This is a genomic window from Streptomyces polygonati (assembly GCF_042650325.1).
GTDB lineage: Bacteria > Actinomycetota > Actinomycetes > Streptomycetales > Streptomycetaceae > Actinacidiphila > Actinacidiphila polygonati.
Window position 1 is genome coordinate 187,070 of record NZ_JBHSBB010000027.1, and the last position, 24,794, is coordinate 211,863.

Below are 24,794 nucleotides of genomic sequence, written 5' to 3' on the forward strand. Positions count from 1 at the left end.
GTATCCGGCTGCCCGTGCCGGGGCAAGGCGTCGACGGAGGAGGCGAGTCGCTCGCCCGGTCAACGGGTCGACGGGTGATCCCGCCCCGGGACGGCGGAGGACGGTGCCGGTGCCGATGCGCCGGAAGCCGGACTCAGCACCCGGGCCAGCCACGCGTCGCGCGTCCGGCGTGCCGCGGCCGAGACCTGGGCCTGCGGGAAGAGCGCGTCGAATCCGTGGAAGCCCCCTGCCCAGACGTGCAGTTCGGCCTGGCCGCCGGCCGCCCAGATCCGGGTGGCGTACTCGACGTCCTCGTCGCGGAAGACCTCGGCCGTACCGGCGTCGATATAGGTGGTCGGCAGGCCGGAGAGGTCGTCGGCCACCGCGGGTGAGACATAGCCGGGCACGTCCCCGTCGGCCGGCTCGCCGAGGAGGGATCGCCATGCGAACGCGTTCATCTCGCGGGTCCAGACGCCTTCCCCGCCGTCGTACTGCCGGCTCGACGTGCTGATGTCGCGGTGGTCCAGCATGGGGCCGATCAGCACCTGGGCCGCGATCGCGGGAGTGCGGCGGTCGCGGGCCATCAAGGTGACGCCGGCGGCGAGGCCGCCTCCGGCGCTGGGCCCGGCGACGACGATACGGGTGGGATCGATGCCCAGCTCGGCGGCGTGTTCGGCGACCCAGCGCAGGCCGTGGTAGCAGTCGTCGACGAGTGCCGTGCCCCTGGCCTCGGGCGCCAGCCGGTACTCGACGGAGACCACGACGGCGCCGAGCTGGTCGAGCCAGGCGAGCGGGATGTCGATCTGCGAGAAGCGGTCTCCCATGATCATGCCGCCGCCGTGCAGCCAGTAGACGCAGGGCGCCGCCGTGGGGCGGTCCGGTCCGGCGGGGCTGAAGACGGACAGCGGGAGGCGCGTGCCGTCCGGAGTGGTGACGGTCAGCTCCCGGTGGTCGGCGGCGCGGCCGTCGAGGAGGGCCTCGACCGGGGTCGGGGGGAGCTGCCGCAACTGGGCGAGCACCTCGGGGGTGAGTTCGGACATGAGCGGCAGGTCGGCGAGCAGCGCGCGCAGTTCGGGGTCGATGCCGGGTCGGGTCGGTGCCATGGTGGGTTCCTTCACGGTCGCTGGAGTCGGAGCTGGGGCGAGTTGGGGGTCGGGCGGCCGGGTTCTCAGAAGGCGGCCTTGCCGCCGACAGGCACCGCGTCGACGTACTCCGACTCACCGGCCAGCAGCGGCTGCAGCTTTGCGACGAGAGCCTGCGCCCCCTCGGTGGCGAAGAAGCCGGCGTGGGCCTCCTGGCTGGTCCAGCCCTCGGTGACGTGCACGATGTCCGGGTTGCCGGCCGAGCGGCTGACCAGGAAGACGACGCAGTCCTCGTTCGACAGGGACGGCGCGTCGAGCAGGAAGGCGACCAGCTCGTCGGCCTTTCCGGGCCGGGCGGTCACGGTGGCGTGGAAACCGTGGCGGACGGCCATGGGGTATCTCCTCATTCGTGGAGCGGCTGTGCGCTCCTGGGATATCGACAACCCCATGAAAACATCACCACCTGCGGAAACGTTAGAATGATCCTCCTGGCCTCTTGCCTGATCGTCTCGTTGTGGCGAGGATCGGTTGGTGCTTCAATCGGGTCATGGACCTTGACGAGCTGCGGAGCCTGATCACCCGCCATGCCCGACCCGATATGACCACCGCCATCGACGGGGTCCTGATCTCCAAGGTCGAGCAGCCGAGTCCGCCGTCACCCGCGATGTCCGGATCGGTGCTGGCGCTGATCGCGCAGGGCGCGAAGCGGATCGCGCTCGGCGACCGCGTGTATGAGTACCGCGCGGGGCAGTACCTCGTCGCCTCGGTCGACCTGCCGATCACCGGCCACTTCACCGAGGCCGGTCCCGAGCGGCCCGCCCTCGGCTTCGGCCTGATCCTGGCTCCGGCCACCATCGCCGAGCTGCTGCTCCAGGCCGCTCCCGGCGACCTCCCGCCCGTGGGCGGCGGCGCGCCGTCCGGCATGGCCGTCAGCGAAGCGCCGGCCGAGTTCGTCGGCGCGGTGATCCGGCTGCTGCGCCTGCTCGACCGGCCACGCGACATGGCGGTGCTCGCACCGCTGATCAAGCGGGAGATCCTCTGGCGGCTCATCGCCGGTGAGCAGGGCGCGGCCGTCCGCCAACTCGGTCTCGCCGACAGCAGTCTCAGCCATATCGCCCGGGCGGTCCGCTGGATCCGCGACCACTACACGCAGTCGTTCCGCGTCGAGGACGTGGCACAGCTGTCCGGCATGAGCGTGTCCGCCTTCTACCGCAACTTCCAGGCGGTCACCGCGATGAGCCCGATCCAGTTCCAGAAGCAGATCCGGCTGCAGGAGGCCCGCCTGCTGCTCGCCACCCATCCGAACGACGTCACCGGCGTCGGCCTCCGCGTCGGCTACGACAGCCCGTCGCAGTTCAGCCGTGAATACCGCCGCCAGTTCGGCGCCCCACCCAGCCAGGACGCCGCCCGGCTGCGCGGCTCAACGCTCAGCCCGGCGCCGGCCCTGGTGTGAGGGCGGTCTTCTCCGTTCTCGGCCCGGTGGCGGGAGTCGCCCCGGCTGCGGGCGATGGTGATCGCACTGTCGCGGTCCGTCCGGCGGCCGGGCTGGCAGGATGTGGTCGAAGCCTCCAGTTTTGGCACGTTCGTGGGGGCCATGGGGCGCGAGAGGGATACGCAGAGTGACGAATGTTGCGGGTGCGGGTGCGGGCGTGGACCGGGTGGGGCTGCTCAAGGACCTGAAGAAGCAGGTCAAGATTCTGGAGGACGACGTCCGGGAACGCAGCGACTCAGTGGAGGAGTTCCGCGTCCGGCTGCGGTCCGAGTACACCCGGGCGCGCGAGGGCAGCCGCACGGCGGCCACGTACGAGACCTGGCGGGACGACCGGGTGACGCAGGCGGCGGCAGCGTGGGTGCTGGGCTGCGTCTTCGTCCGCTTCTGCGAGGACAACCGCCTCATCGAGGAGCCCTTCCTGGCTGGCCCGGGGGAGCGGTTGCGCGACGCGGAGGAGCGGCACGAGGCGTACTTCCGGGTGAACCCGCAGAACAACAACCGTGACTGGCTCGAGTCCGCGTTCAAGCATCTCGCCGCTTCGAACGAGACGGCGGCCGGTCTCTTCGACGAGCGGCACAACCCGCTGTGGGGGCTTACCCCGGGCTACGAGGCCGCGACGGAGTTGCTGAGCTTCTGGCGGCGGCGGAGTGCGGATGGCGAGATCGTCTACGACTTCACGGACCCGGAGTGGGACACGCGGTTTTTGGGTGACCTCTACCAGGACCTCAGTGAGCACGCCCGGAAGACGTACGCGCTGCTCCAGACGCCGGAGTTCGTGGAGGAGTTCATCCTCGATCTGACGCTGGAGCCCGCGATCGAGGAGTTCGGGCTGGCGCCGGAGGGGGGCTTCCGGACGATCGACCCGGCGTGCGGGTCGGGGCACTTTCTGCTGGGGATCTTCGCCAGGTTGGTGGAGAAGTGGCGGGTGGCCGAGCCCGCGACGGATGAGTGGACGATTATCCGGCGGGCGCTGGACTCGGTGCACGGGTGCGACAAGAATCCCTTTGCGGCGAGTATTGCGCGGTTTCGGTTGTTGGTGGCGGCGATGCGGGCTGCCGGGGCGCGGACGTTGGCGGGGGCGCCGAGTTTTCCCATCAACGTGGCAGTGGGGGATTCGCTGCTGCATGGGCGCTGGGGCGCCGGATCGCAGACGGACCTGGGCATGCTTTTCGCGGAGGAGAATGGCGAGGGCGAGGCTTTCCGGTACGCGACCGAGGACGTCGAGGACTACGTCGAGCGAGTGGACCTGCTGGGGCCCGGGTCATACCACGTTGTGGTCGGTAACCCGCCCTACATCACCGTGAAGGACAAGCAGGAGAACGAGAACTACCGCGTGTACGACGCTTGTGCGGGTAAGTACGCGCTGTCGGTGCCCTTCGCTCAGCGGTTGTTCATGCTGGCGCTGAAGGGTGCGGGCGGCAGCGCGGGCGGTGGTGGCTACGTCGGTCAGATCACCGCGAACTCCTTCATGAAGCGGGAGTTCGGTAAGAAGCTGATCGAGAACTTCTTCCGGTTGCAGGTCGAGCTGTCGCACGTAATTGATACGTCGGGGGCTTATATCCCGGGGCATGGTACGCCGACGGTGATCCTGATCGGGCGAAACCGGGTGCCCAATCCGGAGCGGACACTGCGGGCGGTGCTGGGCGTGCGTGGGGAGCCCTCGCAGCCGGAGGTTGCTGCGGAAGGTGTCGTCTGGCGGGCGATCATTGAACAGTCGGGCAGGCCGGGAAGCGAGTCTGATTGGGTGTCGATCGAAGATGCTCCGGCTGAAGGCTTCGCAGCCCATCCCTGGTCGGTCAGCGGGGGAGGTGCAGGGCAGTTGTCTGCTGGCATTGAACGGGACACGGCCTCAAAGTTGAGCCAAGTCGCTGTCTCGGCGGGTATCACTTCAGTGACCGGCGAGGATGACCTCTATCTCCTGCCGACGAATGGCGCGGCGAGGCGACTTGGAGTGGACCGAACGCGACCGATGATCACAGGAGAGGCGATTCGTGATTATTCGGTAGCTAATACTCTTGAGGCAATTTGGGTTTACGGAGACGACTTTGAGACTTTGTCGCTCTCAATGGTTGGTACTACTCAAGCCATCCTGGTGGCCTATCGTGCTGCAATTTCACAACGAAAACGATTTGGCGTCCCGATGGTTGATCGGGGAATGGCGTGGCATGAATGGCAGGAACTCTACCCAGGAAAACTTCGGACACCGCTGTCGATCGCCTTTGCGTTTGTATCGACGCACAATCACTTTGTACTGGACCGAGGTGGGAAGGTTTTTAACCGTTCCGCACCAGTGATCAAGCTGCCGGAGGCGGCCAGCGAGGATGAGCATCTAGAACTGCTAGGCGTGCTCAACTCTTCGACGGCTTGTTTCTGGCTGAAGCAGGTAAGCCAAGGGAAGGGCGGCAGCGGCCTAGGGCGTGGGCTGCAGGACGAAGAGTGGGAAGAGCGTTACGAGTTCACCGGCACCAAGTTGCAGGAGTTCCCGCTGCCGGAACGCTTCCCACTCGACCTGGCACGAGTACTCGACTTGCTCGCGCAAGAGACGGCAGCGCTCGAACCGTCAGCGCTATCCGTAGAGAGCCTGCCGACTCAAGCTGCCTTCAGGGCCGCAGGAATTGAGCACTATAGAACACGGCACCGCATGATCGCTCTGCAAGAGGAGATGGATTGGCAGGTCTACGGTCTGTACGGCTTGCTTAGCGAGTCGGAGACAGGGCTTGTCACCGTGCCATCTCCGAAGACAGACTCCATCCCCGAAATCAAGCTCGGAGAGCGTGCCTTTGAGATCGTGCTCGCACGAAAGGCACTGAAGGGGCAGATCAACACCTCTTGGTTCGTTCGACACGGGTCGACCCCCGTCACTGAGATTCCGTCGCAGTGGCCGGACTGGTACCGGGAGATCGTGCAGGCGCGGATCGACATCATCGAGAGGCGCAAGGACATCGCCCTGATCGAGCGCCCGGAGTGCAAGCGGCGCTGGTCTGCCGAGCCTTGGGAGAAGAAGGAGAAGGCAGCCCTACGGACATGGCTGTTGGATCGGGCCGAGGCGGCCGATCTATGGTTTGGGCTTCGGGATGGGATGAAGCAGCCTCGGACGCTGACCGTTGGCCAACTGGCTGATGCTCTCCGGGATGATGTCGACTTCAACTCCGTCGCTCAGCTCTACGCCGCCGACCATATGGGCAAGCCCGACGCGCCCCTCGCCGCCGTGCTCGCCGAGGTCGTAGCCGACGAGCACGTGCCGTACCTCGCTGCCATGCGGTACAAGGACACCGGCCTGCGGAACCGGCAGCAGTGGGAGCAGGTATGGGAGTTGCAGCGGGAGGAGGATCGGACGGGGAAGCGGCTCGACATCGCCGTGCCGCCGAAGTACAAGCCCGCCGACTTTCAGAAGGCGTCCTACTGGTCCCAGCGCGGGAAGCTGGACGTGCCCAAGGAGCGCTTCATCTCCTATCCGGATGCGAGCCCTGACGGAGACACCACCCTCCTCCTCGGGTGGGCCGGGTGGGATCACAAGGATCAGGCGCAGGCGCTGTTCAATGTGATTGATGACCGGACGAAGCAGGGCGGTTGGGGGACGGAGCGGATCGCACCGTTGCTGGCCGGGGTCCTGGAGGTCATGCCGTGGGTGCGGCAGTGGCACGGGGAGTACGACGCCGAATGGGAAGGCGTGCCGGCCGACGAGTACCAGGCGTACTTCGAAGAGCTGCGCGCCAAGCATCAGGTGAGTGAGGCGGACCTGCGGGCATGGCGGCCCGAGAAGAAGACGCGGGGGCGGAAGGCGGCCGTGCCGAAGCAGGCTGCGGCCCAGCCGACCTTGGTGGAGGCCGAGTAGCTGAGTGTGGTGGCGGCCCCGCGCGAGCGGGTGCCGCCACCGGCGGGGTCAGCTGAGGTCGGCCGCGTACGAGAGGAAGGCGGACCACTCGGCGGGGCTGAAGGCGAGTTGGGAGCCCTCCACGTCTTTGGAGTCGCGGACGTGGACCACGCCGGGGGAGGCAGCCACCTCGATGCACTCTGGACCTTCGCCAGTGCTGTAACTGCTCTTGAACCACTCCAGCCTGGTGGCATTGTCGGCAGAGGGCTTGGTAGTCATGTCTCTCCCAGGACTTTCTTGATGAACGCCAACGACTCCCGCGGAGTGAGAGCCTGCGCCCGGATGGTCCCATACCTCGCTTCGAGGATGCGGACATCTTTTCGGTCGGTGACCACCCGACTGAAGTGCTGCACCTCAGCATGGGCGGCCTTCACACCGGTCCTGGGATCCAGCAGTTGGAACGAGCCGCCGAGCCCCACGTGTTCCTCCCGATCCGTGGGCATCACCTGGATCGACACGTTGCGGAACTGGCTTACCTCGATGAGACGTTCGAGTTGGTGGCGCAGAACTACCTTGCCGCCCACCGGCCGACGCAAAGTCACTTCCTCCTGGACGAAGCTCAGGATAGGCGCGGGCCAGCGGTTGAAGATCTCCTGACGTGCGACGCGAGCGGCGACGTACCGTTCGATCGTCTCCTCCTCCATCACCGGCGTGCGCATCTGGAACAGCGTTCGGGCGTAGTCCTCTGTCTGGAGGAGCCCGTGCACCACGGAGTTCGCGTACGCGCCCAACTCCACCGCGTCCGCCTCCAGCTTCGCCAGGTCCCGGACCTTCTTCGGGTACCGAGCTCGCTCGACGTCCTCCTTGAACGCCGCCAGGATCCCGCCCGCGCCCAGCACTTCGTCCGCCCCGTCGAGGAACTCCGGTTTCGGCGCGCGGCGCCCCCGCTCGACCGAGGAGACCTGCTCCTCGCTGTAACCGATGGCCTGGCCGAGTTCCACCTGTTTCAACCCGGCTCGTTCGCGCCAGAGCTTGACCTGCCTGCCGACCGTCTTGAGGATGTCGTCCGCGCCCTCCTCCCAGTCCAGTTCCTCCGGATCATTCGTCGCCTGGCCCGCTGCGGTCGTCATTCTCGCCACCTCCGACGTGTTGCCCATCCCAACTGCGCGTGGGGACGGGCCGCCACGCCCGGCAACCCGGACACGCCGCCGGGGCAGCCGGACAGGTCACGCTCCGTCCTGGCATCGCTACTTTTCAGCCTAGGCAGGCTCGCCCAGGCTCTGTCCTGTGAATAGTGAAATCTCCACTCGGAGCAGCGACTTCTCCCGCCGGTTCCCCGCCACACGGCTCGGCGCCCAGCTCGCACGAAAGCTCGCGGTGGGCTGTTTGGTGAGCTGGGGGGTGCCCTACGACAGCGACGTGTCCGAAACGGTGGCGACGGTCGTCGCCGAGTTGGCCGCCAACGCGGTCACGCACGGCCGCGTGCCGGGCCGGGACTTCGAACTGCGGCTCCTCCTCGCCGGCGGGACGCTCCGGATCGAGGTCAGCGACACCCGCACCGAACGCCGCCCTCCCGCCCCCGGGGACATCGCACCGCCGGAGGCGAACGCCGAGGCCGGTCGCGGACTACTGCTCGTCCAGGCGCTGTCCCGGGCGTGGGGCGTCACACCGCGTTCGGTGGGCAAGACCGTTTGGTCCGAGATCCCGGTGCCCGCAGCTCCGGCCCCCTCAGGCGAGTCCGGCCATGAGTTCGGCGAAGCCGGCCGCGGCGGTGGGGGAGGCGAACAGGCGATCGAGGCGGGCTTGCGCCAGTCGGTGGCGGAAGGGGCCGGTCCGGGAGTCGTCGCCGCCGTCGTGCAGCATCTCGGTCATCCAGCGGGAGAACTCCTGGTAGTTCCAGGTCCGGCGTAGGCAGGTGTCCGAGTACGCGTCCAGAGCGGCGGTGTCCCCGTGGTCGGCGAAGTCCCGTACGGCGCGGGCGAACACCTCGGCGTCGTGCAGGGCGAGATTCATGCCCTTGCCGCCCATCGGGGACACCACATGGGCGGCGTCGCCGACCAGATACAGCCGTCCGTAGCTCATGGGTTCGTAGACGACACTCCGCAGCGGGAAGACCTCCCTCTCGGTGATCGGCCCCGCCACCAGTTCCTCGTCGCCGAGCCGGACCCGTAACTGCTCCCACACGCGGTCGTCGGGCCAGTTCTCCGTCCGGGCGCCGGGCGGGCACTGGAGGTAGAAGCGGCTGGTCCGCGGGCCGCGGGCGAAGTGGGCGGCGTAGCCGCTGCCGCTCACCGCCAGCAGCGGGTGCCGCGGTGGCGGTACGTCGGCGAGCACGGTCAGCCAGGCGATGCCGTGGTCGAACGGGTAGGCCGTCAGCTCGTTTTCGGGCACGCTGGCCCGGCTGACCCCGCGGTCCCCGTCGCACCCCGCGACGACATCGCAGCCGATCTCGTAGGCGGTTCCGGACGGATCCCGGTAGCTGACGGCCGGACGCGGCCCGGCCAGCCCTGCCAGCGACACCTCGGACGCCTCGAAGCGCAGGTCGCCGCCACCGTCGAGGAACGTATCGATGAGGTTCCCCACCAGCACCTGCTGCGGGCAGAGCACCGGGGCCGGGCCGTCGACGCCTTCGTCGGTCCGCAGCAGACGGCGCTCGCCCTCCACCCGGAACTCCAGCACGCCGTCGGACGGGGCGCCGCCGAGGACGCGGTCGGCCAGTCCGTACTCCTGGAACATGCGCACCGCGCGGGTCTCGACGATGCCGGCCCGCTGCCGCTGCTGCACATGGGCGCGGCTGCGGCGTTCCAGCACGGTGCACGCGATCCCCATGCCCTGGAGCAGGGTCGCCACGGTCAGGCCGGCCGGCCCGGCCCCCACCACGACCACCCGGGCGGACTCCCGTACCGGCTGCGTCACGTCGGTTCCCTCCGCTGGCCTCCTTGGCGGCAGCACGCTACGGCAACGGCGGGGTGGCGGCCAGGGTGCGTCGGTCGGCGCCCGGGTCCGTGCCACCTCGCGCCGCGCCCGGGTCACCTCCCCGGTTCGTGACCCGGCCCGCTCAGCAGCGCTTCCACCCGACCGCGTATCTCCGCCGCGCGCGCGTCAGCGAAAGGCGCCAGACAGGCCAGCGCCTCCGCCCAGTGCACGCGCGCTGTCGCGGGGTCCTCCGGGTGCATCGCGGTTGCCAGGCAATCCAGCTCCAACGCCCGCTGCCAGGCGTCACCGAGCGCGTCGTGGACGGCGACAGCGCTGCGGTGGAAGTCTGCCGCCTCCTCCAACCTGCCGAGCCGTGCGTACGTCTGCCCGACGCCGCGCCAGGCCAGCGCCTCCCGGCTGCGGTCACCGAGACGGCGGTGGAGCATCGCCGATCGCTGGTACGAGATCAGCGCGTCGGTGGACTCGCCGGCGGCCTGCTGGACGTCTCCGAGGGTGAGGAGCCAGAAACCTTCGAGGCGGTGGCTGCGGAGGCCGAGCGCGATGTCGAGGGCCGAGTCGATCGCCCGACGGGCGTCTTCCGTCTCACCCTGTTCGAGGAACACCGTGGCCATCAGGCACAGGGCGTTGCCCTCGCCTCTCCGATTGTCCAGCGCACGGTGGGCTGCCAGTGCCTGTTCGACAGCGGCTGCCGCCTCGGGCAGCCGCCCCGCGTCCAGATACGTGTTGGCGAGGTTCGACCGGGCCGTGGCCGCCAGGCGGGCATGGTCCTGTTCGCGGAAGACGGGTTCGGCTTGGGCAAAATAGTCTGCGGCGGAGTCGAGTTGCCGGGTGACGAGGTGGATCAGACCGATCAGATTCAGCGCGCGGGCCTCCTCCAGACGCCTGCCCGTCGCTCGGGCGAGCGCCAGCGCCCGGTCGAGGCTGTCCAGGCCCTCACCGAGGCGGCCGACCGCACGGTAGGCGCTGCCGAGGCAGGTCAGCAGCCGGATCTGTGCGCGCTTGTCGTCCGACCGCTCTGCGGCTTCCAGGCCCGCACGACCCATGCCGAGCCAGTCCAGATAGGACGCTGACGGCGCCAGCGCGTTCCACAGGATCTCGGCGAGCCGAGCGGCCGGCTCATCGAGCCCGGCGGCAGTGGCGGCGCGCACCAGGTGGGGGAACGAACGGTGTTCGCGTTCCGACCAATCGACCGCCGCGTTGTAGTCGGCGAAGGCCAGCGGCGGTGAGGCCGTTGCCGGAGCGTCGAACACCACACGCTGCTCCCCGGGTTTGAGCCAGGTCTGGGCGGCGTCGGCGGTCTGCTGATACCAGGCCAGGACGCGGCGCAGTGCTGTCGTGCGCTGTTCCGGGGCTTCTTCTGTCTGTGCCTGATCGGTGGCATAGGCGCGGAGCAGGTCGTGGAACTGGTATCGGTCAGGGGCGGTCTGCTCGAGGAGATGGGCGCCGACGAGATCGTCGAGGAGTTGCCGGGTGCGGGGGACCGCCAGATCGGCGAGCGCGGCCGCCGCGTGGAGACCGAACTCCGGCCCCGGGTGCAGGCCGAGCAGCCGGAAGAGCCGCGCGGCCTGCTCGGGAAGCGCGCGGTAGGACCAGGCGAAGACCGTGCGGACCGCGTCGGCCTCCTCGTCGTCCCCTGTGCTCAGCGCGTTCCAGAGCGCGGACTCGTCCCGCAGATCGGCGATGAGGTCGTCCAGCCGCATGTGGGGGTGGCTGGCGGCGCGTTCGGCGGCGATCCTGAGGGCGAGCGGCAGGCGGGCGCACAGCCCGGCCAGCTCGATGAGCTTGTCCTGGTCGTCCTCGGGCCGGTAGCCGCTCGTGACGGCTCGGAGCAAGGCCACCGCTTCGGCCTCGGGGAGCGTGCCCAGAGTCAGCCTGCGCGCTCCGTCGCGGACGGCCAGGCTCGCCAGACGGTTGCGGCTGGTCACCAGGACGAGGCTGCCGCCGCTGCCGGGGAGCAGGGGACGGACCTGGCTGACGGCAGCGGCGTTGTCGAGGAGGATGAGTACGCGCCGCTCGGCGATGACCGACCGGTAGAGGGCGGCGGCCGTGTCCACGTCCTGCGGTATGTCGGCGGCGGGCACGCCGAACGCACGCAGGAAGTGCCGCAGGGCCTGCAGAGCGGTGACCGGCTCGCCGGGATCGTACCCGCGCAGATTGACGAAGAGCTGGCCGTCGGGGAAGCGGTCCTTGACCTGGTGGGCCCAGTGCAGGACGAGCGATGTCTTGCCCGCGCCCGCGGTGCCGGCCACCACGTGCACCGAGACGACGAGCTGGTCCCCGTCCTGGCCGGTGAGGACGGCGTCCAACTGGCGTAGTTCGTTTGTGCGGTTGACGAAGGAGCGGACATCGGCGGGGAGTTGCCGAGGGGTCGGGCCGCTCCGGTCCGGCGCGGGGGTGTGGTGGAAGTGGATGTCCCCACGCACGTTCCCCGCCTGCACGACATTGCCGGACGATCCCGAGAGGTCGTTGTGCGAGTCTCCGGGCCGGCCGTCGTCTCTGCTGGGGGTGCTGATCGCTCTACTCCGCCGTGCTGGTCACGGGCGGCGGGAGGTGGGCCACCACGCGGTCGAAATAGGACAGCACGTCCTCTCCGGCCGCCCAGGCGTCCCGCAGATACGCCACCCACGGTGTGACGATGGCCGGGTCGGTGTAGCGGACGGCTCCCTCGGCCACGCCGGTGCGGTCGTACAGGACCCGGTAGAGCGTGCGGTTGTCGAGAACAACGAGTTCCGGCAGCAGCCCGCCGGTCTCGGAAGCGGCCACTGCTTCGGCCGCGAGGACCCGGATCCGGTGTCCGCACCGCGCGCGCTGCCGCAACGAGTGCAACTCCCACTGCACATAGGGTGTCAGCGGTTCCTGGACCACGCGCACGCGGTGGAACGGTGAGTTGTGCCGCTCGTCCTTCAGCGCGGCCTCACGCAAGGCCTCGTGTCGACCCTCCATGAGCCGGAGGGATTCCTCCCAGTCACCGCGGGCCAGCGCGTCCCGGCTGGGGCTGCCCACTTCCTCGAAGTGCTGCAGACGTTCGAGTTTCCACGACTCGCCGTCGCGGATCGCCGAACGGCGGGCCCGGAAATCGCGGCTGTAATCGTCGTCGCTGAGCCGCTCGCCGTGTTCCGCGGGCAGTGCAGGGGGGCGGAGGTCAAGCATCCGGAATATCCCCCTTGGCGGCACTGAGCATGCTGCCCGGGATCACGACCAGCCGCTCGCCCGGGCCGAGCGATACGCCGTCCGGCAGGCGAGGGCTGTAGTCGGCGGTGAGATCGCGGCCGATGACGGCGATGTCGCCGTTGTCGAGCTGCCAGAGGTCCGGGCACTTGTCCTCGTCGTCGGAGACGCCCAGCTCCTTCGCCGACTTTCCCAGCCGGCGGGCGAATAACGCCGCCGGGTCGGCCTCCCAGGCGTGGATCATGGCTGCCCCCGTCGTCCGCGACATCACAGATCGTTGCTCCAAGGATACCTGGAGTACGGGGGCGGAGGCGGGAAATACCGGTCAGGTCCGTCCAGGGGGGCCGATCGGGCCGGACAGATCGCGGAAGGGAGTATTCCGGGCAGAAGAGTGACGGGAGCTGGCAAGATAAATGATTGCGCGCGTGTTCAGCTTGCGCGTGCCTGCCAGCACACCCTGTCTCGGAGAACGCGAGCCGCCGATGCCCACCAGCGAACTCTTCCTGCGGGATGTCATCGACATCAAGGAAGACGTCCATGCCGGCGACTTCAAGGTGGAACTCTCGGGCGGTTTCACCGAGACCGACGAGCGGGTGGCGGAGTACGTCGTCACGGATCAGTTGCAGACCGCGTTCACCCGCGCGCTCGGTCTGGTCGGCGCCGCCGTACGGACCGGCAGCTCGCACGCCGCCTATCTGCACGGTTCCTTCGGCGCCGGTAAGAGCCACTTCCTGACCGTGCTGCACGCGGTGCTCAACAACCATCCGGCGGCCCGGGCGAAGCCCCGGCTGCAGGAGGTCATCGCCCAGCACGACGACTGGCTGCGGCGGAGCAGATTCCTGATGGTTCCGTATCACCTGATCGGAGCGGCGGACCTGGATTCGGCGCTGCTCGGCGGGTATGTCGCCACCGTTCGCAAGCTGCATCCGGACCAGCCGACACCCGCCGTCTACCGGGCCGACGCCGCCATCGCCGACGCCCGCAAACAGCGGGAATTCCTGGGCGACGACGCCGAGTTCGCACGGTGGCTGGTCGGCGGAGGCGTGGCCGTGGGACCGGGCGGTGCCGCGGCTTCGGCCGGCGACGAGGACGACCTGGACACCACCGGCCTGGGAACGCAGGGCACCGCTCCCGGTTCCTGGACACCCGCCGACCTCGACCGGGCCTTCGCCGCTCCCGCCGGCGACCGGCACCGGGAGGCGCTCGTCTCCGCGCTGCTGTCCGGCCCCATGTCCGCGTACGCCACCGGTGCGCGGGGGGACAAGGACGCCTTCGTACCACTGGAGAACGGCCTCGCTGTCATCTCCCGGCACGCCCAGAGCCTGGGCTACGACGGGATCGTGCTCTTCCTGGACGAGCTGATCCTGTGGCTGCAGGCCCACATGGGTGAGCAGGACTTCGTCCGCGACCAGGTGCAGAAGCTGGTCAAGCTGATCGAGTCCGGCGACAGCGACCGGCCGGTGCCCGTCATCTCGTTCATCTCCAGGCAGCGGGACCTGTCGCAGCTCATCGGCTCCGACGTGGCCGGCGCGGAGGTGAAGAACCTGGAGCAGCAGGTCCATTACCTCGCCGGACGTATCGACGTGGTCGACCTCGAGGACAGCAACCTCATCGAGATCATCAAGCACCGCGTGCTCGCTCCGAAGGCCGGGATGGAGGCGGCCCGCGCCTCGGCGTTCGCCGCCGTCGAGTCGTCCACGGACGAGGTCCGGCAGGTGCTGCTCGACGCCAGCGGGCGTACCGAGGCCACCTGGGAGGACTTCCGGGATGTGTATCCGCTCTCCCCGGCCTTCCTCAACGTGCTGGTGGAACTGGCGGGCGCGCTGCAGCGCGAGCGGACCGGCCTGAAGCTCGTGGAGGAGACGCTGCGGCGCCGCCGCGACGATCTGCGGCTGGGCGAACTCGTCCCGCTCGGCGATCTGTGGGACGTCATCCTCGACGGCACGGGCGAGGCGTTCACCGCCCGGCTGCGGAAGGAAGCCGAGACGGCCAAGCGCTTCCACGCCCGGGTGGTGAACCACCTCCTCGCCAAGTACGGCAGCAGCGACGACCCACGCTTCAAGGGCGACGAGCGGCTGGTCAAGACGCTGCTGCTGGCCGCTCTGGCACCGAACGTTCCCGCGCTGGCGCGGCTGACCGGTGAGCGGCTGGCCGCCCTCAACCACGGGTCGATCAAGGTACGGCTGGGTTCGGCCGGCTCGCTGGCGGCCAAGCGGCTCAAGGAGCTCCAGGGCGAATTCGGCGAGCTGCGCAGTGAGGGGGACGCCGACCCGGTGTTCCACCTGCACCTGTCCGATCTCGACATCGAGCCGCTGCTGGACGCGGTGGGCGGCGAGGAGAGCTCGGGCAAACGGCGGCTGTGGGTGAAGGACCAGCTGTGGAAGGCGCTCGGCATCGGCGACGCCGAGGCGTTCGTCAGCGAGCGGGAGATCGTCTGGCGCGGCACCAAGCGGACCGCCGAGTTCGTCTTCGGCAATGTCAGCCTGCTGGGCGGCATGACCGTGCCCGACGAGCAGTTCTCGCCGCAGACCGAGGGCAACATCCGCTTCGTGCTGGACTACCCCTTCGCCGAGCAGGGCTATCCCAGCGACGACGTGCACCGTATCGACGCGCTGAAGCAGGCCGGGAAGTACGAGCCGACCGTGGTGTGGCTGCCCCACTTCTTCTCCGACCAGAAGAAGAACCAGCTCGGCCGCCTGCTGAAGATCAACTACCTGCTGGAACGCGATCGGCTCACCGACCTCACCCCGACCAAGTCCGCCGACGAGCGGGTCCAGATCAGGAACCAGCTCAAGGCGCAGAGCGACAATCTGACCTCGCAGCTGTCGGCGGTGCTCGGGCAGTTGTACGGCATCAGCAAGCCCGACGGCGGCAATGTCGGCGCCGAAGTGCCCGACAACGAGCATGTGCTGTCGCTGGAACCCGCCTACTCCCGCCCCAAGCCGCAGGCCGGGCTGAGCTTCGAGCAGAATCTGTTCGCACTCGCCGACGGCCTGTTCGCCGCGCTCTACCCGAAGCATCCCGACTTCGATCCCGCGCTGAGCCGCAAAGCCGTCACCACCCGCGAGCTGAAGACGGCGCTGGAGTGGATCACCGAGGCGATGAAGGACGGCTCGCGGCGCGTCGTCGTCGACCGGCACCACCTGCCGGTCGTCAAGAAGGTGGTCCACCCGCTCGGCCTCGGCGAAGTACACGACGGGCCGCTGAATCTGCTCAACGACTGGCGGCTGAAGATCAACCAGAAGGCGGCCGAGGCCAAGGCCGGACCCGAACTCGCCGTCGAGGACATCAGGCGCTGGATCGTGGAACTCGGCTACACCGGCCTGGACAAGAACATCACCAGCCTGATCATCGCCACCTACGCGCTGCTCGACGACCGGACCTGGGTCTTCCAGACCACCCCCGTCCCGGCGCCCGAACTGGAGCGGATCGGCGCCGGCTACGGGCTGCGGGAGGTGGATCTGCCGTCCGAGGACGAGTTCGCCACCGCCAGGACCCGGGCCGGTGCGATCTTCGGAGCCTCCGCGCAGCCGGCCCTCTTCGCCCGGAACGTCGCCGCGCTGGAAGCCGGGGTGCGTCGCGTCGTGGACGAGCACCAGCAGGCCGTGGCCGGAGTGCGCAGATCCCTGGAGAAGCACGCCGAGGACCTGGAGCTGACCGGAGCGGACGCGGACCGGATGCGTTCGACGCGCTGCGCGGCCGACCTGCTGGCCCGGATGACCCGCGCCAAGGACGGGACCGCCCTGGTCAAGGAGCTGGCGACAGTCTCCTACGACGTCACCGACCAGGAACTGGCCGCCGCGATCAAGCAGGCACCCGAAGTGCTGGGGGCCCTGGACACCACCAACTGGGCTCTGCTGAAGAGCGTCCGCAGCTTCGTCGACCGCCAGGACGGAGTGGGAGACCGGGCCGAGCGGCTGGTGGCCTCCCTGCGGGAGGCCGCCAACCATCACGAGCAGGCCAGATCGCTCGTGCCGGTGCTCAGCAGCCTCGCGGACCAGTCCGTGGCCCTGGTCACCGAAGCCGCCCGGCTGGCGAGCGTCGCCCAGCCCCTGCCCCAGCAGCGCCAGCAGGGACAGCAAGGGCAGCAGGGGCCGGAGGACATCAGCCTCACGCGGCACGGCAACCCGGTCGTGCCTTCGGGACCGCCCGTACCGCTCGGGCCCGACCCGGATGCTCCCGCCGCCCCGGACCGGACGGCGCGGCCCGCCGCCGGACCGAGTGCTCCCCATGTCCTGGACACCCAGCAGCCCACCCGGGTGGAAGCCGCACTGGCAGCGGCCGTCGCCGACGTCCAGGACGAGATCCGTGCCTACGTCGAAGCGCACCCCGGGGTTCCGATCGAGATCGCCTGGCGGCCCGTGTCCACCGAGGGCCGTTCGGCGACGAAGGAGCCACTGACCAACGGCTTCGCGGCAGACAACGACATGGACCGCTGATGGCGACGGCTCCGCCACCGGTCAACCGGCTCACCATCGAGGCGCTGCTGGAGACGTACGCGTCCGGACTGCGCGATCGCCGCCTCATGCTGGTCCACGGCCACTATCCGGCCAGTGCCGCGGAAACCTTCACGGTCAGGCTCGGTGACGAACCGCGACGCGTCCACGTCAGCAACCAGACCTCGGTGCTCGGCATCGTGGACGCCTGGCAGCGGCACCGCGGTGACGCTTCGCGTGACGGCGACGTGCTCGTGGTGACCAGCGGCATCGGCGACGAACATCTCGGCTGGGACGTCAAGGGGCACGCGGTCAAGCGGCGCACCCTGACGGTGGAGAACGCGGAGATCGTCAAGCAGCGTTTCGGCGCCCGGGAACTCGATCCCCGGATGTACCGCGAAACGTGGCTGCTGGAAGCGCTGCTGGACGCCGAACCGCACGGCGGCTGGCAGCGCACCGGCTCCGTCCTCACCCGGGACGCGGCCGTGCGGGCGCTGCTGGTCGCGCGGCTCGGCCTGGCCCGCCCCGGCGAGGGAACGGCCGAGGTCGCCATCGACGCGGACGCGATGCTCGCCTGGTCGCGCACCCCGGCCGGTCCCGCCCGCTTCTCGGAACTCGACGCCCACGAGCGCGGCGAGCTGGCCCACTGGCTCGGCGAGACCTCGGGCGCGGCCGTACCGGTGCTCATGTCCCTGGTCGAGACAGGCCGCGGGGCCGACGCCATGGCCCGTGGCCTGCTCGGCGCCGCCATGGCCGATCCCGCGACCGGGCCCGACACCGTACTCGCCGTCGGCGGGCTGTTCGGGCAGGTGCGCAGAGCCGATGTACTGGCCTTCAGCGATGCCGTGGCCGGCACCCTCACCCGCTGGATCGGCGAAGCCCGGCACAATGACGAGGCCCGGCACCGGGTCAACGCGGTCATCGAGCGGGCCGACCTGCTGGCCCTCGACGCCGGGCTCACCGACGCGCTGCGCACGAGCCGCTTCCTGCAGTCCAGTTTTGACGCGCAACTGCGCGCTGTGGCACAGGAGCTGACACATTCCGCGGTACGCGCGGAAGGCACCCTCAACGACCTCGAAGGGCATGCCCTGGCCGGGCTCTACCGTCACCGCATCGACGTCGCCGAGATGGCCGTACGGATCGCCCGGTGGCTGGTGACCCCGCCGGCCCCCGTGGAATCGGTCGCCTACGGGGTCCGTACGCACCTGGCCGAGTGGGGCTGGGTGGACCGGGCGCTCAACGCGCTGTGGACAGGTGACCCGGCAGGAGACCCGGTCATCGACCGTGCCTATCGGGATCTGTACGACGCGGGGCGGGCACGACGGGACGGGATCGACGAGCAGTTCGCCCGCCGGCTGGCCGGCTGGACGCGTACCGCCGCCGGTGGGAACCCGGGCGGCTGCCTGCTGGTGGAGAACGTACTCGCCGAAGTCGCCGCCCCGCTCTGTGATCGCGAAGCGTCCCCGCTGGTGCTGCTGCTCGACGGCATGAGCAGTGCCGCGGCCGTGCAGATCGGTGAGGAAGCGGAGCGCGACGGCTGGATCGAAGCGGTGCCCCGGCCCGAGTCCGGAGAACAGCTCCAGCGGCTCGCCGCCGTCTCCATGCTGCCGTCCGTGACCCGTATCAGCCGCGCCTCACTGCTCACCGGCCGTGCTCTGACAGGTGGGCAGTCGACTGAGGCGGCGGGCTTCGCCGACTTCTGGCAGCAGCGGCGGCAGACCGGCGCGCTGTTCCACAAGGCGTCCATAGAGGGTCCTTCGGGGCAGCGCCTCAGTGAGGAACTGGCCGCCGCCCTCGCCTCGGACGCGGTGGTCGGCGCCGTCCTCAACACCATCGATGACGCCCTCGACCACGGGCAGCAGGGCGAACGCACCCAGTGGCGGACGGCGGACATCACCTTTCTGCGCGAACTGCTCGCCGCCGCCAAGGCATACGGTCGCCCCGTGCTCCTCGTCGCCGACCACGGCCATGTCCTCGAACGCGGAACCCATGGGGCCAGCAAGTCGGGTGGCGCGGAGTCCGCACGGTGGCGCACCGGCATCCCGGAGGAGGGCGAGATCGAACTCAGCGGTCCCCGCGTGCTCGAAGGCGGCGGAACGATCGTCGTCCCCTGGCGGGAGGACATCCGCTACACACCCCGCAAGGCGGGATACCACGGAGGAGCCTCGCTGGCCGAAGTCACGGTGCCGCTGCTGGTGCTGCTGCCGAGCCCGGACGGTATGCCGAAGGACTGGCAGGTCCTGCCGCGCGAGAAGGCCACCCCTTCGTGGTGGGCGGCACCGAAGGCCCGGGACGAGGAAATGCCCGGCACGGCCGACGAGAACAGAGCCAAACCCGCTCGCAGGCGGCCCAGGCCGGCGGGTGAGGGGCTCTTCGCCGAGACCGAGGTCGCCGTCGCACCGGTGAGCCTCGGCTCCTCGGTCGTGTCCAGCAGTGTGTACTCCGCGCAGAAGGAGTACGTGCGCCGCGCACCCGAAGCCAAGGTCGTGGCCGAGGTCATCGACGCGCTGGCCGAAGCGGGGGAGACCATGTCGCCCGCGGCGCTGGCCGCGGCGATCTCCGCCACCGGCCGTGTCAAACGCAACATCGACGGCTTCATCGCCACCATGCAGCGGCTGCTGAACGTCGAGGGCTACCCCGTACTCGCCTTCATCGACTCCGGGCACACCGTGAAACTCGATGTCCGGCTGCTCCGTACGCAGTTCCAGCTGGAAGGACCCCGGACATGACGGCCCGTCAGCCGATCGTGAGCCCGGCACGCCGCCGCGAAGTTGTGGACGCGCTCAGGCGCGGCACGGTACCCCAGGCCGGACTCGACCTGTTCGCGGTCGGCCTGGGACGCTTCGAGCCGGCGCTGGACGACGACATCGCCACCGTGGCCGGGGGCGGCGCAGCGTTCCACGCCATCCGCGGCGAATACGGATCGGGCAAGACCTTCTTCGCCCGCTGGCTGGCCGAACGTGCCAAGCGAGCAGGCCTCGCCACCGCGGAAGTGCAGATCTCGGAGACCGAGACCCCCTTGCACAAGCTGGAGACCGTCTACCGCCGGCTGACCGAACGGCTCACCACCGCGACCCACCAGCCCAGCGCCCTGCGCGCGGTGGTGGATTCCTGGTTCTACGCGCTGGAGGAGGAAGCCCTCGACGCGGGCCGGATCGACGAGGAGGACACCCAGGCGCTGGCCGGGGCGGTTGACGAACTGATGGAACGCCGCCTTGCCGAAGTCTCCCGCACCACCCCGGCGTTCTCCGCCGCGCTTCGCGGCTACCGGCGTGCGGTGGCCGCGGGCGACAGCGCCGTCGCCGAGGCACTCATCGCCTGGCTGGGCGGCCAGAAGTCGGTGGCCGCCGCCGCGCGGCGCAATGCCGGAGTGCGCGGTGAACTCGACCACTTCGCCGCGCTGGGTTTTCTCCAGGGTCTGCTGACCGTCCTGCGCGACTGCGGACATCCTGGGCTGCTGCTCGTTCTCGATGAGATCGAGACACTGCAGCGTGTCCGCGGCGATGTCCGCGAGAAGGCGCTCAACGCCCTGCGGCAACTCCTCGACGAGATCGACGCGGGCCGCTTCCCCGGCCTGTTCCTGGTCATCACCGGCACTCCCGCCTTCTACGACGGTCAGCAGGGTGCCCAGCGACTCCCACCGCTCGCCCAGCGCCTTGCCACCGACTTCACCACCGAGGCACGCTTCGACTCCCCCCGCGCCGTCCAACTGCGCCTGCCCGGCTTCGACCTGCCGCAGCTCGGCGAACTCGGCCGGAACGTAAGGGACTTGTACGCGGGCGCCGCCCACCACCCCGCACGCGTCGCCGAACGGGTCGATGACGCCTACCTCGCCGAACTCGCGACAGCCGTCACCGGCGGCCTGGGCGGGAAGGTCGGCGTGGCGCCGCGGCTGTTCCTCCGCAAACTCGTCGCCGACGTCCTGGACCGGGTGGACGAGCACGACGAGTTCGACCCCCGCCTGCACTACGCGCTCACCGTGTCCAGGGCGGAGCTCAACGAAGTCGAGCGCAACGCCGCCGCCGGCGCCGACGGTATCGAGCTGGACCTCCCGTGAGCGGCGCCGACGACCTCGATCCCGTACTCGTCCACCACATCGTCAATACGCTGGGATGGCCCGGGCTCCGTCCCTTGCAGGAAGCGGCGACAGAGCCGCTGCTCGCGGGGGACGACGCCCTGCTGCTGGCGCCCACCGCGGGCGGCAAGACCGAGGCGGCGATCTTCCCCCTGCTGTCCAAAATGTCCGCCGACCGTTGGACCGGCACCTCGGTGCTCTATGTGTGCCCGCTCAAGGCGCTGCTCAACAACCTGCTGCCGCGACTGGGGACGTACACCGACTGGCTTGGGCGACGCGCCGCACTCTGGCACGGGGATGTGCAGGCCACCGGGCGCAAGAAGATCCTCACGGGCCGGCCGGACGTGCTGCTGACGACACCCGAGTCGCTGGAAGCGATGCTGGTCAGTGCCAATGTCGATCACCGTGCGTTCTTCGCGGGACTGCGCGCGATCGTCGTGGACGAAGTGCACGCCTTCGCTGGCGACGACCGGGGGTGGCATCTACTGGCCGTCCTTGAGCGCCTTCAGCGGGTCGTCGGGCGTCCGTTGCAGCGCGTCGGGCTGTCGGCGACCGTCGGCAATCCGGAGGAACTCCTGCAGTGGCTCCAGGGCTCAGGCGCGGGCAAGCGCCCGGGCCGCGTCGTGGCGCCGCATCTGGACGACGCTCAGGCCGTCTCCCCCGCCCCGGCCCGGCCGCCGGGGGACATCCAGCTCGACTACGTGGGCTCGGTGGAGAACGCGGCCACGGTGATCGCGGCTCTGCACCGGGGCGAGAAACGACTGGTGTTCTGCGAGTCCCGGCGGCTGGTGGAGGAACTCGGCGAGAAACTGCGCGCCAAGGGCGTCACGACCTTCCTGTCCCACGCGTCGCTCTCCGTGGACGAGCGCCGCAGGGCGGAGGAGGCGTTCGCCGACGCGCGCGACTGCGTCATCGTCTCGACCAGCACCCTCGAACTCGGCATCGACGTGGGCGATCTCGACCGGGTCATTCAGCTCGACGCCCCCGGCACGGTCGCTTCTTTCCTGCAGCGGCTCGGCCGCACCGGTCGCCGCTCGGGCACGCTGCGCAACTGCCTGTTTCTCGCGTTGACCGAGGACGGGCTGCTGGCCGCGGCGGCCATGCTGGAGCAGTGGTCGCGCGGCTGGGTCGAGCCCGTGGTCGCGCCCCCGGAGCCACGGCATATCGTCGCCCAGCAGATCCTGGCGCTCTGCCTGCAGGAGCACCAGGTCGGTGACCGGCTGTGGCAGGAGTGGTGGGCCGGCTTCGGTCCCTTCGGGCAGTCCGCCGAGCCCATCGTGCGGCACCTGGTCGACCAGGGGTATCTCGACCGGGACGGGGACATGCTGTTCATCGGCTCCGAGGCGGAACGGCGCTTCGGGCACCGCCACTTCATGAACCTCACCGCGGTGTTCACCGCCGCACCGGAATTCACCGTGCTCAACGGCCTCGCCGAGATCGGGAAGACCGATCCCACCTTGCTGACCGAGGATGTACCGGGCCCGCGCCGCCTGCTGCTGGCAGGCCGCAGCTGGCAGGTCACGTACATCGACTGGCACCGGCGCCGCTGCTTCGTGGAGCCGGTGGACGGAGGCGGAAAGGCCAAGTGGGGAGGGGTGGGGCTGGCCTTCACCTCCTACGCCCTCACCCGCGCGGCCCGTGACGTACTCCTCGGCGCCGACCCGCAGGTCCGGCTGACCGGTCGGGCGAGCAGCTGCCTGGCGGAGGCCCGTGAGCGCTTCGCGGAATACGTGCATCCCGCTGGGACGCTCATCGTGCGTCACACGGACGGGGACGTGCGCTGGTGGACCTGGGCCGGGCACCGGGCCAACGCGACCTTGACGGCGACCCTCGGCGGGCTGGCCGACCCGGCGCAGCGTCCCAACGCCTGCTGGGTGCGGCTGGGTTCCGATCTGACGCCTCAGCTGTGGAAGCAGACCACGGCCCACGCGGCGCAGCATCTCTGCCTTCCGGCCGTACATGAACAGGCTCTCAAGGGGTTGAAGTTCAGCACGGCGCTGCCCCCGCGGCTGGCCGAGGCGACGCTGGCGGCGCGGCTCGCCGATCTGGAGGGTGCTGCGGCCGTGCTGGAACAGCCGGTGCGATTCGTCAGCCCCGTCGGCCCCTGATCGGCGGTCGTCAGCGATCCCCGGCGCTCACGCCCCCTCACCCAGCGCCGCCTCGATCAACTCCCTTTGGGCGGGGGTCAGGTGAGGGTCCGCGCAGCGGATGGTGTGGGGGCCGGCGGTGATGGTGTAGGTGAAGCCGTCGGGGACGGTGGGGTGGCGGGACGAGGGGGCGGCGAGGATCTTGTCCGCCAGGGCGGCCAGGTGGGGGCCGTCGGGGTGGGTGGCGGTGTCGAGGGTGGCGGTGCGGGGGATGCCGGCGAAACCGCCGGTTCGGACGACTTCGATCCGCACTGTGGCTCCTCGTGTCCGGCGGCCCCGGGGAGGGCTACGCGTCCTGGGGCTGGGACGGCTGCTGGCGGGGGAGTCCCGCGGCGGGGGCCGGGGTGACGCCGACCGCCTTCCAGGCGTCCAGCACCGCGTTGTACTGGGAGCCCTCACCGTAGCGGGCCTTGGCGGACGCGGCGGTCACCGCGGCGAAGTCGGCGAACTGGGCGTCTGCCGACAGCGACCCACCGGTCAGGGTGTCGTACCAGATCAGGCCCGCCTGCTCCCAGGCCTTGCCGCCCAGCGCGGTGGCCAGCAGATAGAAGGCGTGGTTGGGGATGCCGGAGTTGATGTGCACCCCGCCGTTGTCCTGCGAGCCCTTCACATAGCCGGCCATGGTGGCGGGCTGCGGGTCCTTGCCGAGCCGGTCGTCGTCGTACGCCGTGCCGGGCTCCTTCATCGAGCGCAGCGCCTGCCCGTTCACACCGGGTGCGAGCAGGCCCGCCCCGATCAGCCAGTCGGCCTGGTCGGCGCTCTGCCCGAGGGCGTACTGCTTGATGAGGCTGCCGAAGACGTCGGACACCGACTCGTTGAGCGCCCCGGACTGGCCGTAGTAGTCGAGGTTCGCGGTGTACTGCGTGACGCCGTGCGTCAACTCGTGGCCGATGACGTCCACCGGGATGGTGAAGTCCAGGAAGATCTTTCCGTCCCCGTCCCCGAAGACCATCTGCTCGCCGTTCCAGAAGGCGTTGTTGTAGCCCTGGAGGTAGTGGACGCTGGCCACCAGCGGCAGGTCCTTGCCGTCGATCGAGTGGCGGCCGTACGCCTTGAGATAGGTCTCGAAAGTCGCGCCCAGCCCGTCGTACGCCCGGTTGACGCTCTCGTCCTTCGAGGGTTTGTCACCCTCCGTGCGCACCTTCTTCCCCGGCAGGCTGTCCTTGTGCCTGGCGTCGTCGATCGTCCGCCGCGGCTGGTCGGAGGGCTGATCGGAGGACTCCTCGCGCTCGGCGTCCGGCTGCCCGGCCGCGCCGATCACCGTGGTCAGGCGGCGCCTGGTGCGCTCGCGCGCGTCGTGCTCCAGGGTGCGGCGGGCCGGGTCGGACACGGCCGAATCACCCGTCCGGGCGAGCTGGTCAAGGATATGCGGCGGCACGATCGTGCAGAAAACTCCCATGCACGCAATGTGACATACCCCGCACGCTCTGTCGTAGATGATGCTGACAGTTAACGAGAAAGAGGGAAGGATCACGATTTCACTGGACACAACGGTGCATCTTGCATACTGAGAGAGTGCCCGTCCGGCTACGTGATCCCGCCGGCCTCGGCTATGGTCGTCCCATCATGCGTTTCGGGCTGCTTCTCCTTAGCTGCCGCGGCGAGGGCCTGTAGTCGTAGGCCGACCCCCTCCCCGCGGAGTTCCGGCGTTGTCCCAGCCGTCG

The 24,794-nt window shown here is 69.5% G+C and carries 16 protein-coding genes and 1 pseudogene; 7 read left to right on the top strand and 10 right to left on the bottom strand.

The window, feature by feature from the left end:
- Positions 1 to 59: 59 nt before the first annotated feature.
- Both ACFO3J_RS29295 and ACFO3J_RS29300 read right to left on the bottom strand, forming a co-directional pair.
- The gene (locus ACFO3J_RS29295; RefSeq protein ID WP_386435637.1) at positions 60 to 1,082 is read right to left on the bottom strand and encodes an alpha/beta hydrolase; all 1,023 of its coding nucleotides are present in this window, start codon (positions 1,080 to 1,082) and stop codon (positions 60 to 62) included.
- Between the two features lie 65 nt (positions 1,083 to 1,147).
- Positions 1,148 to 1,453, bottom strand: coding sequence for a putative quinol monooxygenase (locus tag ACFO3J_RS29300; protein ID WP_386435639.1), 306 nt, complete (start codon positions 1,451 to 1,453; stop codon positions 1,148 to 1,150).
- 155 nt (positions 1,454 to 1,608) lie between these two features.
- On the opposite strand from ACFO3J_RS29300, the gene ACFO3J_RS29305 reads away from it, so the two are divergent.
- Together ACFO3J_RS29305 and pglX are read left to right on the top strand one after the other, a co-directional pair.
- A complete protein-coding gene (locus ACFO3J_RS29305) occupies positions 1,609 to 2,514 on the top strand; it encodes an AraC family transcriptional regulator (protein WP_386435642.1) in 906 nt (301 codons plus the stop codon).
- 166 nt (positions 2,515 to 2,680) lie between these two features.
- On the top strand, positions 2,681 to 6,388 hold the full coding sequence (gene pglX / locus ACFO3J_RS29310; RefSeq protein WP_386435645.1) for a BREX-2 system adenine-specific DNA-methyltransferase PglX: 3,708 nt from the start codon (positions 2,681 to 2,683) through the stop codon (positions 6,386 to 6,388).
- A 48-nt stretch (positions 6,389 to 6,436) separates the two neighbouring features.
- On the opposite strand, the gene ACFO3J_RS29315 is transcribed toward pglX, so the two are convergent.
- Both ACFO3J_RS29315 and ACFO3J_RS29320 read right to left on the bottom strand, forming a co-directional pair.
- Positions 6,437 to 6,646 (bottom strand): DUF397 domain-containing protein, encoded by a 210-nt coding sequence (locus ACFO3J_RS29315; protein WP_386435648.1) that lies wholly within the window; start codon positions 6,644 to 6,646, stop codon positions 6,437 to 6,439.
- Positions 6,643 to 7,497: a helix-turn-helix domain-containing protein gene (locus ACFO3J_RS29320; RefSeq protein WP_386435650.1), complete on the bottom strand. Its 855-nt coding sequence runs from the start codon at positions 7,495 to 7,497 to the stop codon at positions 6,643 to 6,645. Before ACFO3J_RS29320 ends, ACFO3J_RS29315 begins: the two co-directional genes overlap by 4 nt.
- Before the next feature lie 289 nt (positions 7,498 to 7,786).
- On the opposite strand from ACFO3J_RS29320, the pseudogene ACFO3J_RS29325 reads away from it, so the two are divergent.
- Positions 7,787 to 8,050: pseudogene (locus ACFO3J_RS29325) on the top strand (ATP-binding protein); the annotation flags it as partial.
- 45 nt (positions 8,051 to 8,095) lie between these two features.
- On the opposite strand, the gene ACFO3J_RS29330 reads toward ACFO3J_RS29325, so the two are convergent.
- The 4 genes from ACFO3J_RS29330 to ACFO3J_RS29345 all read right to left on the bottom strand — a co-directional run bounded on the left by ACFO3J_RS29330 (position 8,096) and on the right by ACFO3J_RS29345 (position 12,716).
- Positions 8,096 to 9,283: a 4-hydroxybenzoate 3-monooxygenase gene (locus ACFO3J_RS29330; protein ID WP_386435653.1), complete on the bottom strand. Its 1,188-nt coding sequence runs from the start codon at positions 9,281 to 9,283 to the stop codon at positions 8,096 to 8,098.
- Between the two features lie 113 nt (positions 9,284 to 9,396).
- Positions 9,397 to 11,727, bottom strand: a complete 2,331-nt coding sequence (locus ACFO3J_RS29335) for an ATP-binding protein (RefSeq protein ID WP_386435656.1) — start codon at positions 11,725 to 11,727, stop codon at positions 9,397 to 9,399.
- Positions 11,728 to 11,821: 94 nt separating this feature from the next.
- Positions 11,822 to 12,454 (bottom strand): DUF6879 family protein, encoded by a 633-nt coding sequence (locus ACFO3J_RS29340; protein WP_386435659.1) that lies wholly within the window; start codon positions 12,452 to 12,454, stop codon positions 11,822 to 11,824.
- The gene (locus tag ACFO3J_RS29345) at positions 12,447 to 12,716 is read right to left on the bottom strand and encodes a hypothetical protein (RefSeq protein WP_386435662.1); all 270 of its coding nucleotides are present in this window, start codon (positions 12,714 to 12,716) and stop codon (positions 12,447 to 12,449) included. The genes ACFO3J_RS29340 and ACFO3J_RS29345 overlap by 8 nt, the downstream gene beginning before the upstream one ends.
- 238 nt (positions 12,717 to 12,954) lie before the next feature.
- Between ACFO3J_RS29345 and ACFO3J_RS29350 the strand changes: the two genes are divergently transcribed.
- Genes ACFO3J_RS29350 through ACFO3J_RS29365 form a run of 4 tightly spaced genes read left to right on the top strand, consistent with a single transcriptional unit; the run spans position 12,955 to position 23,091 of the window.
- Positions 12,955 to 16,911 (top strand): PglY protein, encoded by a 3,957-nt coding sequence (locus ACFO3J_RS29350; RefSeq protein ID WP_386435665.1) that lies wholly within the window; start codon positions 12,955 to 12,957, stop codon positions 16,909 to 16,911.
- On the top strand, positions 16,911 to 19,637 hold the full coding sequence (gene pglZ, locus ACFO3J_RS29355; protein ID WP_386435668.1) for a BREX-2 system phosphatase PglZ: 2,727 nt from the start codon (positions 16,911 to 16,913) through the stop codon (positions 19,635 to 19,637). The genes ACFO3J_RS29350 and pglZ overlap by 1 nt, the downstream gene beginning before the upstream one ends.
- Positions 19,634 to 20,965, top strand: a complete 1,332-nt coding sequence (brxD, locus tag ACFO3J_RS29360) for a BREX system ATP-binding protein BrxD (protein WP_386435671.1) — start codon at positions 19,634 to 19,636, stop codon at positions 20,963 to 20,965. Before pglZ ends, brxD begins: the two co-directional genes overlap by 4 nt.
- Positions 20,962 to 23,091, top strand: coding sequence for a DEAD/DEAH box helicase (locus ACFO3J_RS29365; RefSeq protein ID WP_386435674.1), 2,130 nt, complete (start codon positions 20,962 to 20,964; stop codon positions 23,089 to 23,091). The genes brxD and ACFO3J_RS29365 overlap by 4 nt, the downstream gene beginning before the upstream one ends.
- Positions 23,092 to 23,118: 27 nt before the next feature.
- Here ACFO3J_RS29365 and ACFO3J_RS29370 read toward each other — a convergent pair whose 3' ends face one another.
- Positions 23,119 to 23,382: a protealysin inhibitor emfourin gene (locus ACFO3J_RS29370; RefSeq protein ID WP_386435677.1), complete on the bottom strand. Its 264-nt coding sequence runs from the start codon at positions 23,380 to 23,382 to the stop codon at positions 23,119 to 23,121.
- A gap of 34 nt (positions 23,383 to 23,416) precedes the next feature.
- A complete protein-coding gene (locus tag ACFO3J_RS29375; RefSeq protein ID WP_386435680.1) occupies positions 23,417 to 24,529 on the bottom strand; it encodes a M4 family metallopeptidase in 1,113 nt (370 codons plus the stop codon).
- Between the last annotated feature and the right edge of the window lie 265 nt (positions 24,530 to 24,794).

Coding starts and splice junctions, on each gene's coding strand:
- ACFO3J_RS29295 (WP_386435637.1), bottom strand. CDS start 1,082: ATGGCACCGACCCGACCCGGCATCGACCCCGAACTGCGCGCGCTGCTC.
- ACFO3J_RS29300 (WP_386435639.1), bottom strand. CDS start 1,453: ATGGCCGTCCGCCACGGTTTCCACGCCACCGTGACCGCCCGGCCCGGA.
- ACFO3J_RS29305 (WP_386435642.1), top strand. CDS start 1,609: ATGGACCTTGACGAGCTGCGGAGCCTGATCACCCGCCATGCCCGACCC.
- ACFO3J_RS29315 (WP_386435648.1), bottom strand. CDS start 6,646: ATGACTACCAAGCCCTCTGCCGACAATGCCACCAGGCTGGAGTGGTTC.
- ACFO3J_RS29320 (WP_386435650.1), bottom strand. CDS start 7,497: ATGACGACCGCAGCGGGCCAGGCGACGAATGATCCGGAGGAACTGGAC.
- ACFO3J_RS29340 (WP_386435659.1), bottom strand. CDS start 12,454: ATGCTTGACCTCCGCCCCCCTGCACTGCCCGCGGAACACGGCGAGCGG.
- ACFO3J_RS29345 (WP_386435662.1), bottom strand. CDS start 12,716: ATGATCCACGCCTGGGAGGCCGACCCGGCGGCGTTATTCGCCCGCCGG.
- ACFO3J_RS29350 (WP_386435665.1), top strand. CDS start 12,955: ATGCCCACCAGCGAACTCTTCCTGCGGGATGTCATCGACATCAAGGAA.
- pglZ (WP_386435668.1), top strand. CDS start 16,911: ATGGCGACGGCTCCGCCACCGGTCAACCGGCTCACCATCGAGGCGCTG.
- brxD (WP_386435671.1), top strand. CDS start 19,634: ATGACGGCCCGTCAGCCGATCGTGAGCCCGGCACGCCGCCGCGAAGTT.
- ACFO3J_RS29375 (WP_386435680.1), bottom strand. CDS start 24,529: ATGGGAGTTTTCTGCACGATCGTGCCGCCGCATATCCTTGACCAGCTC.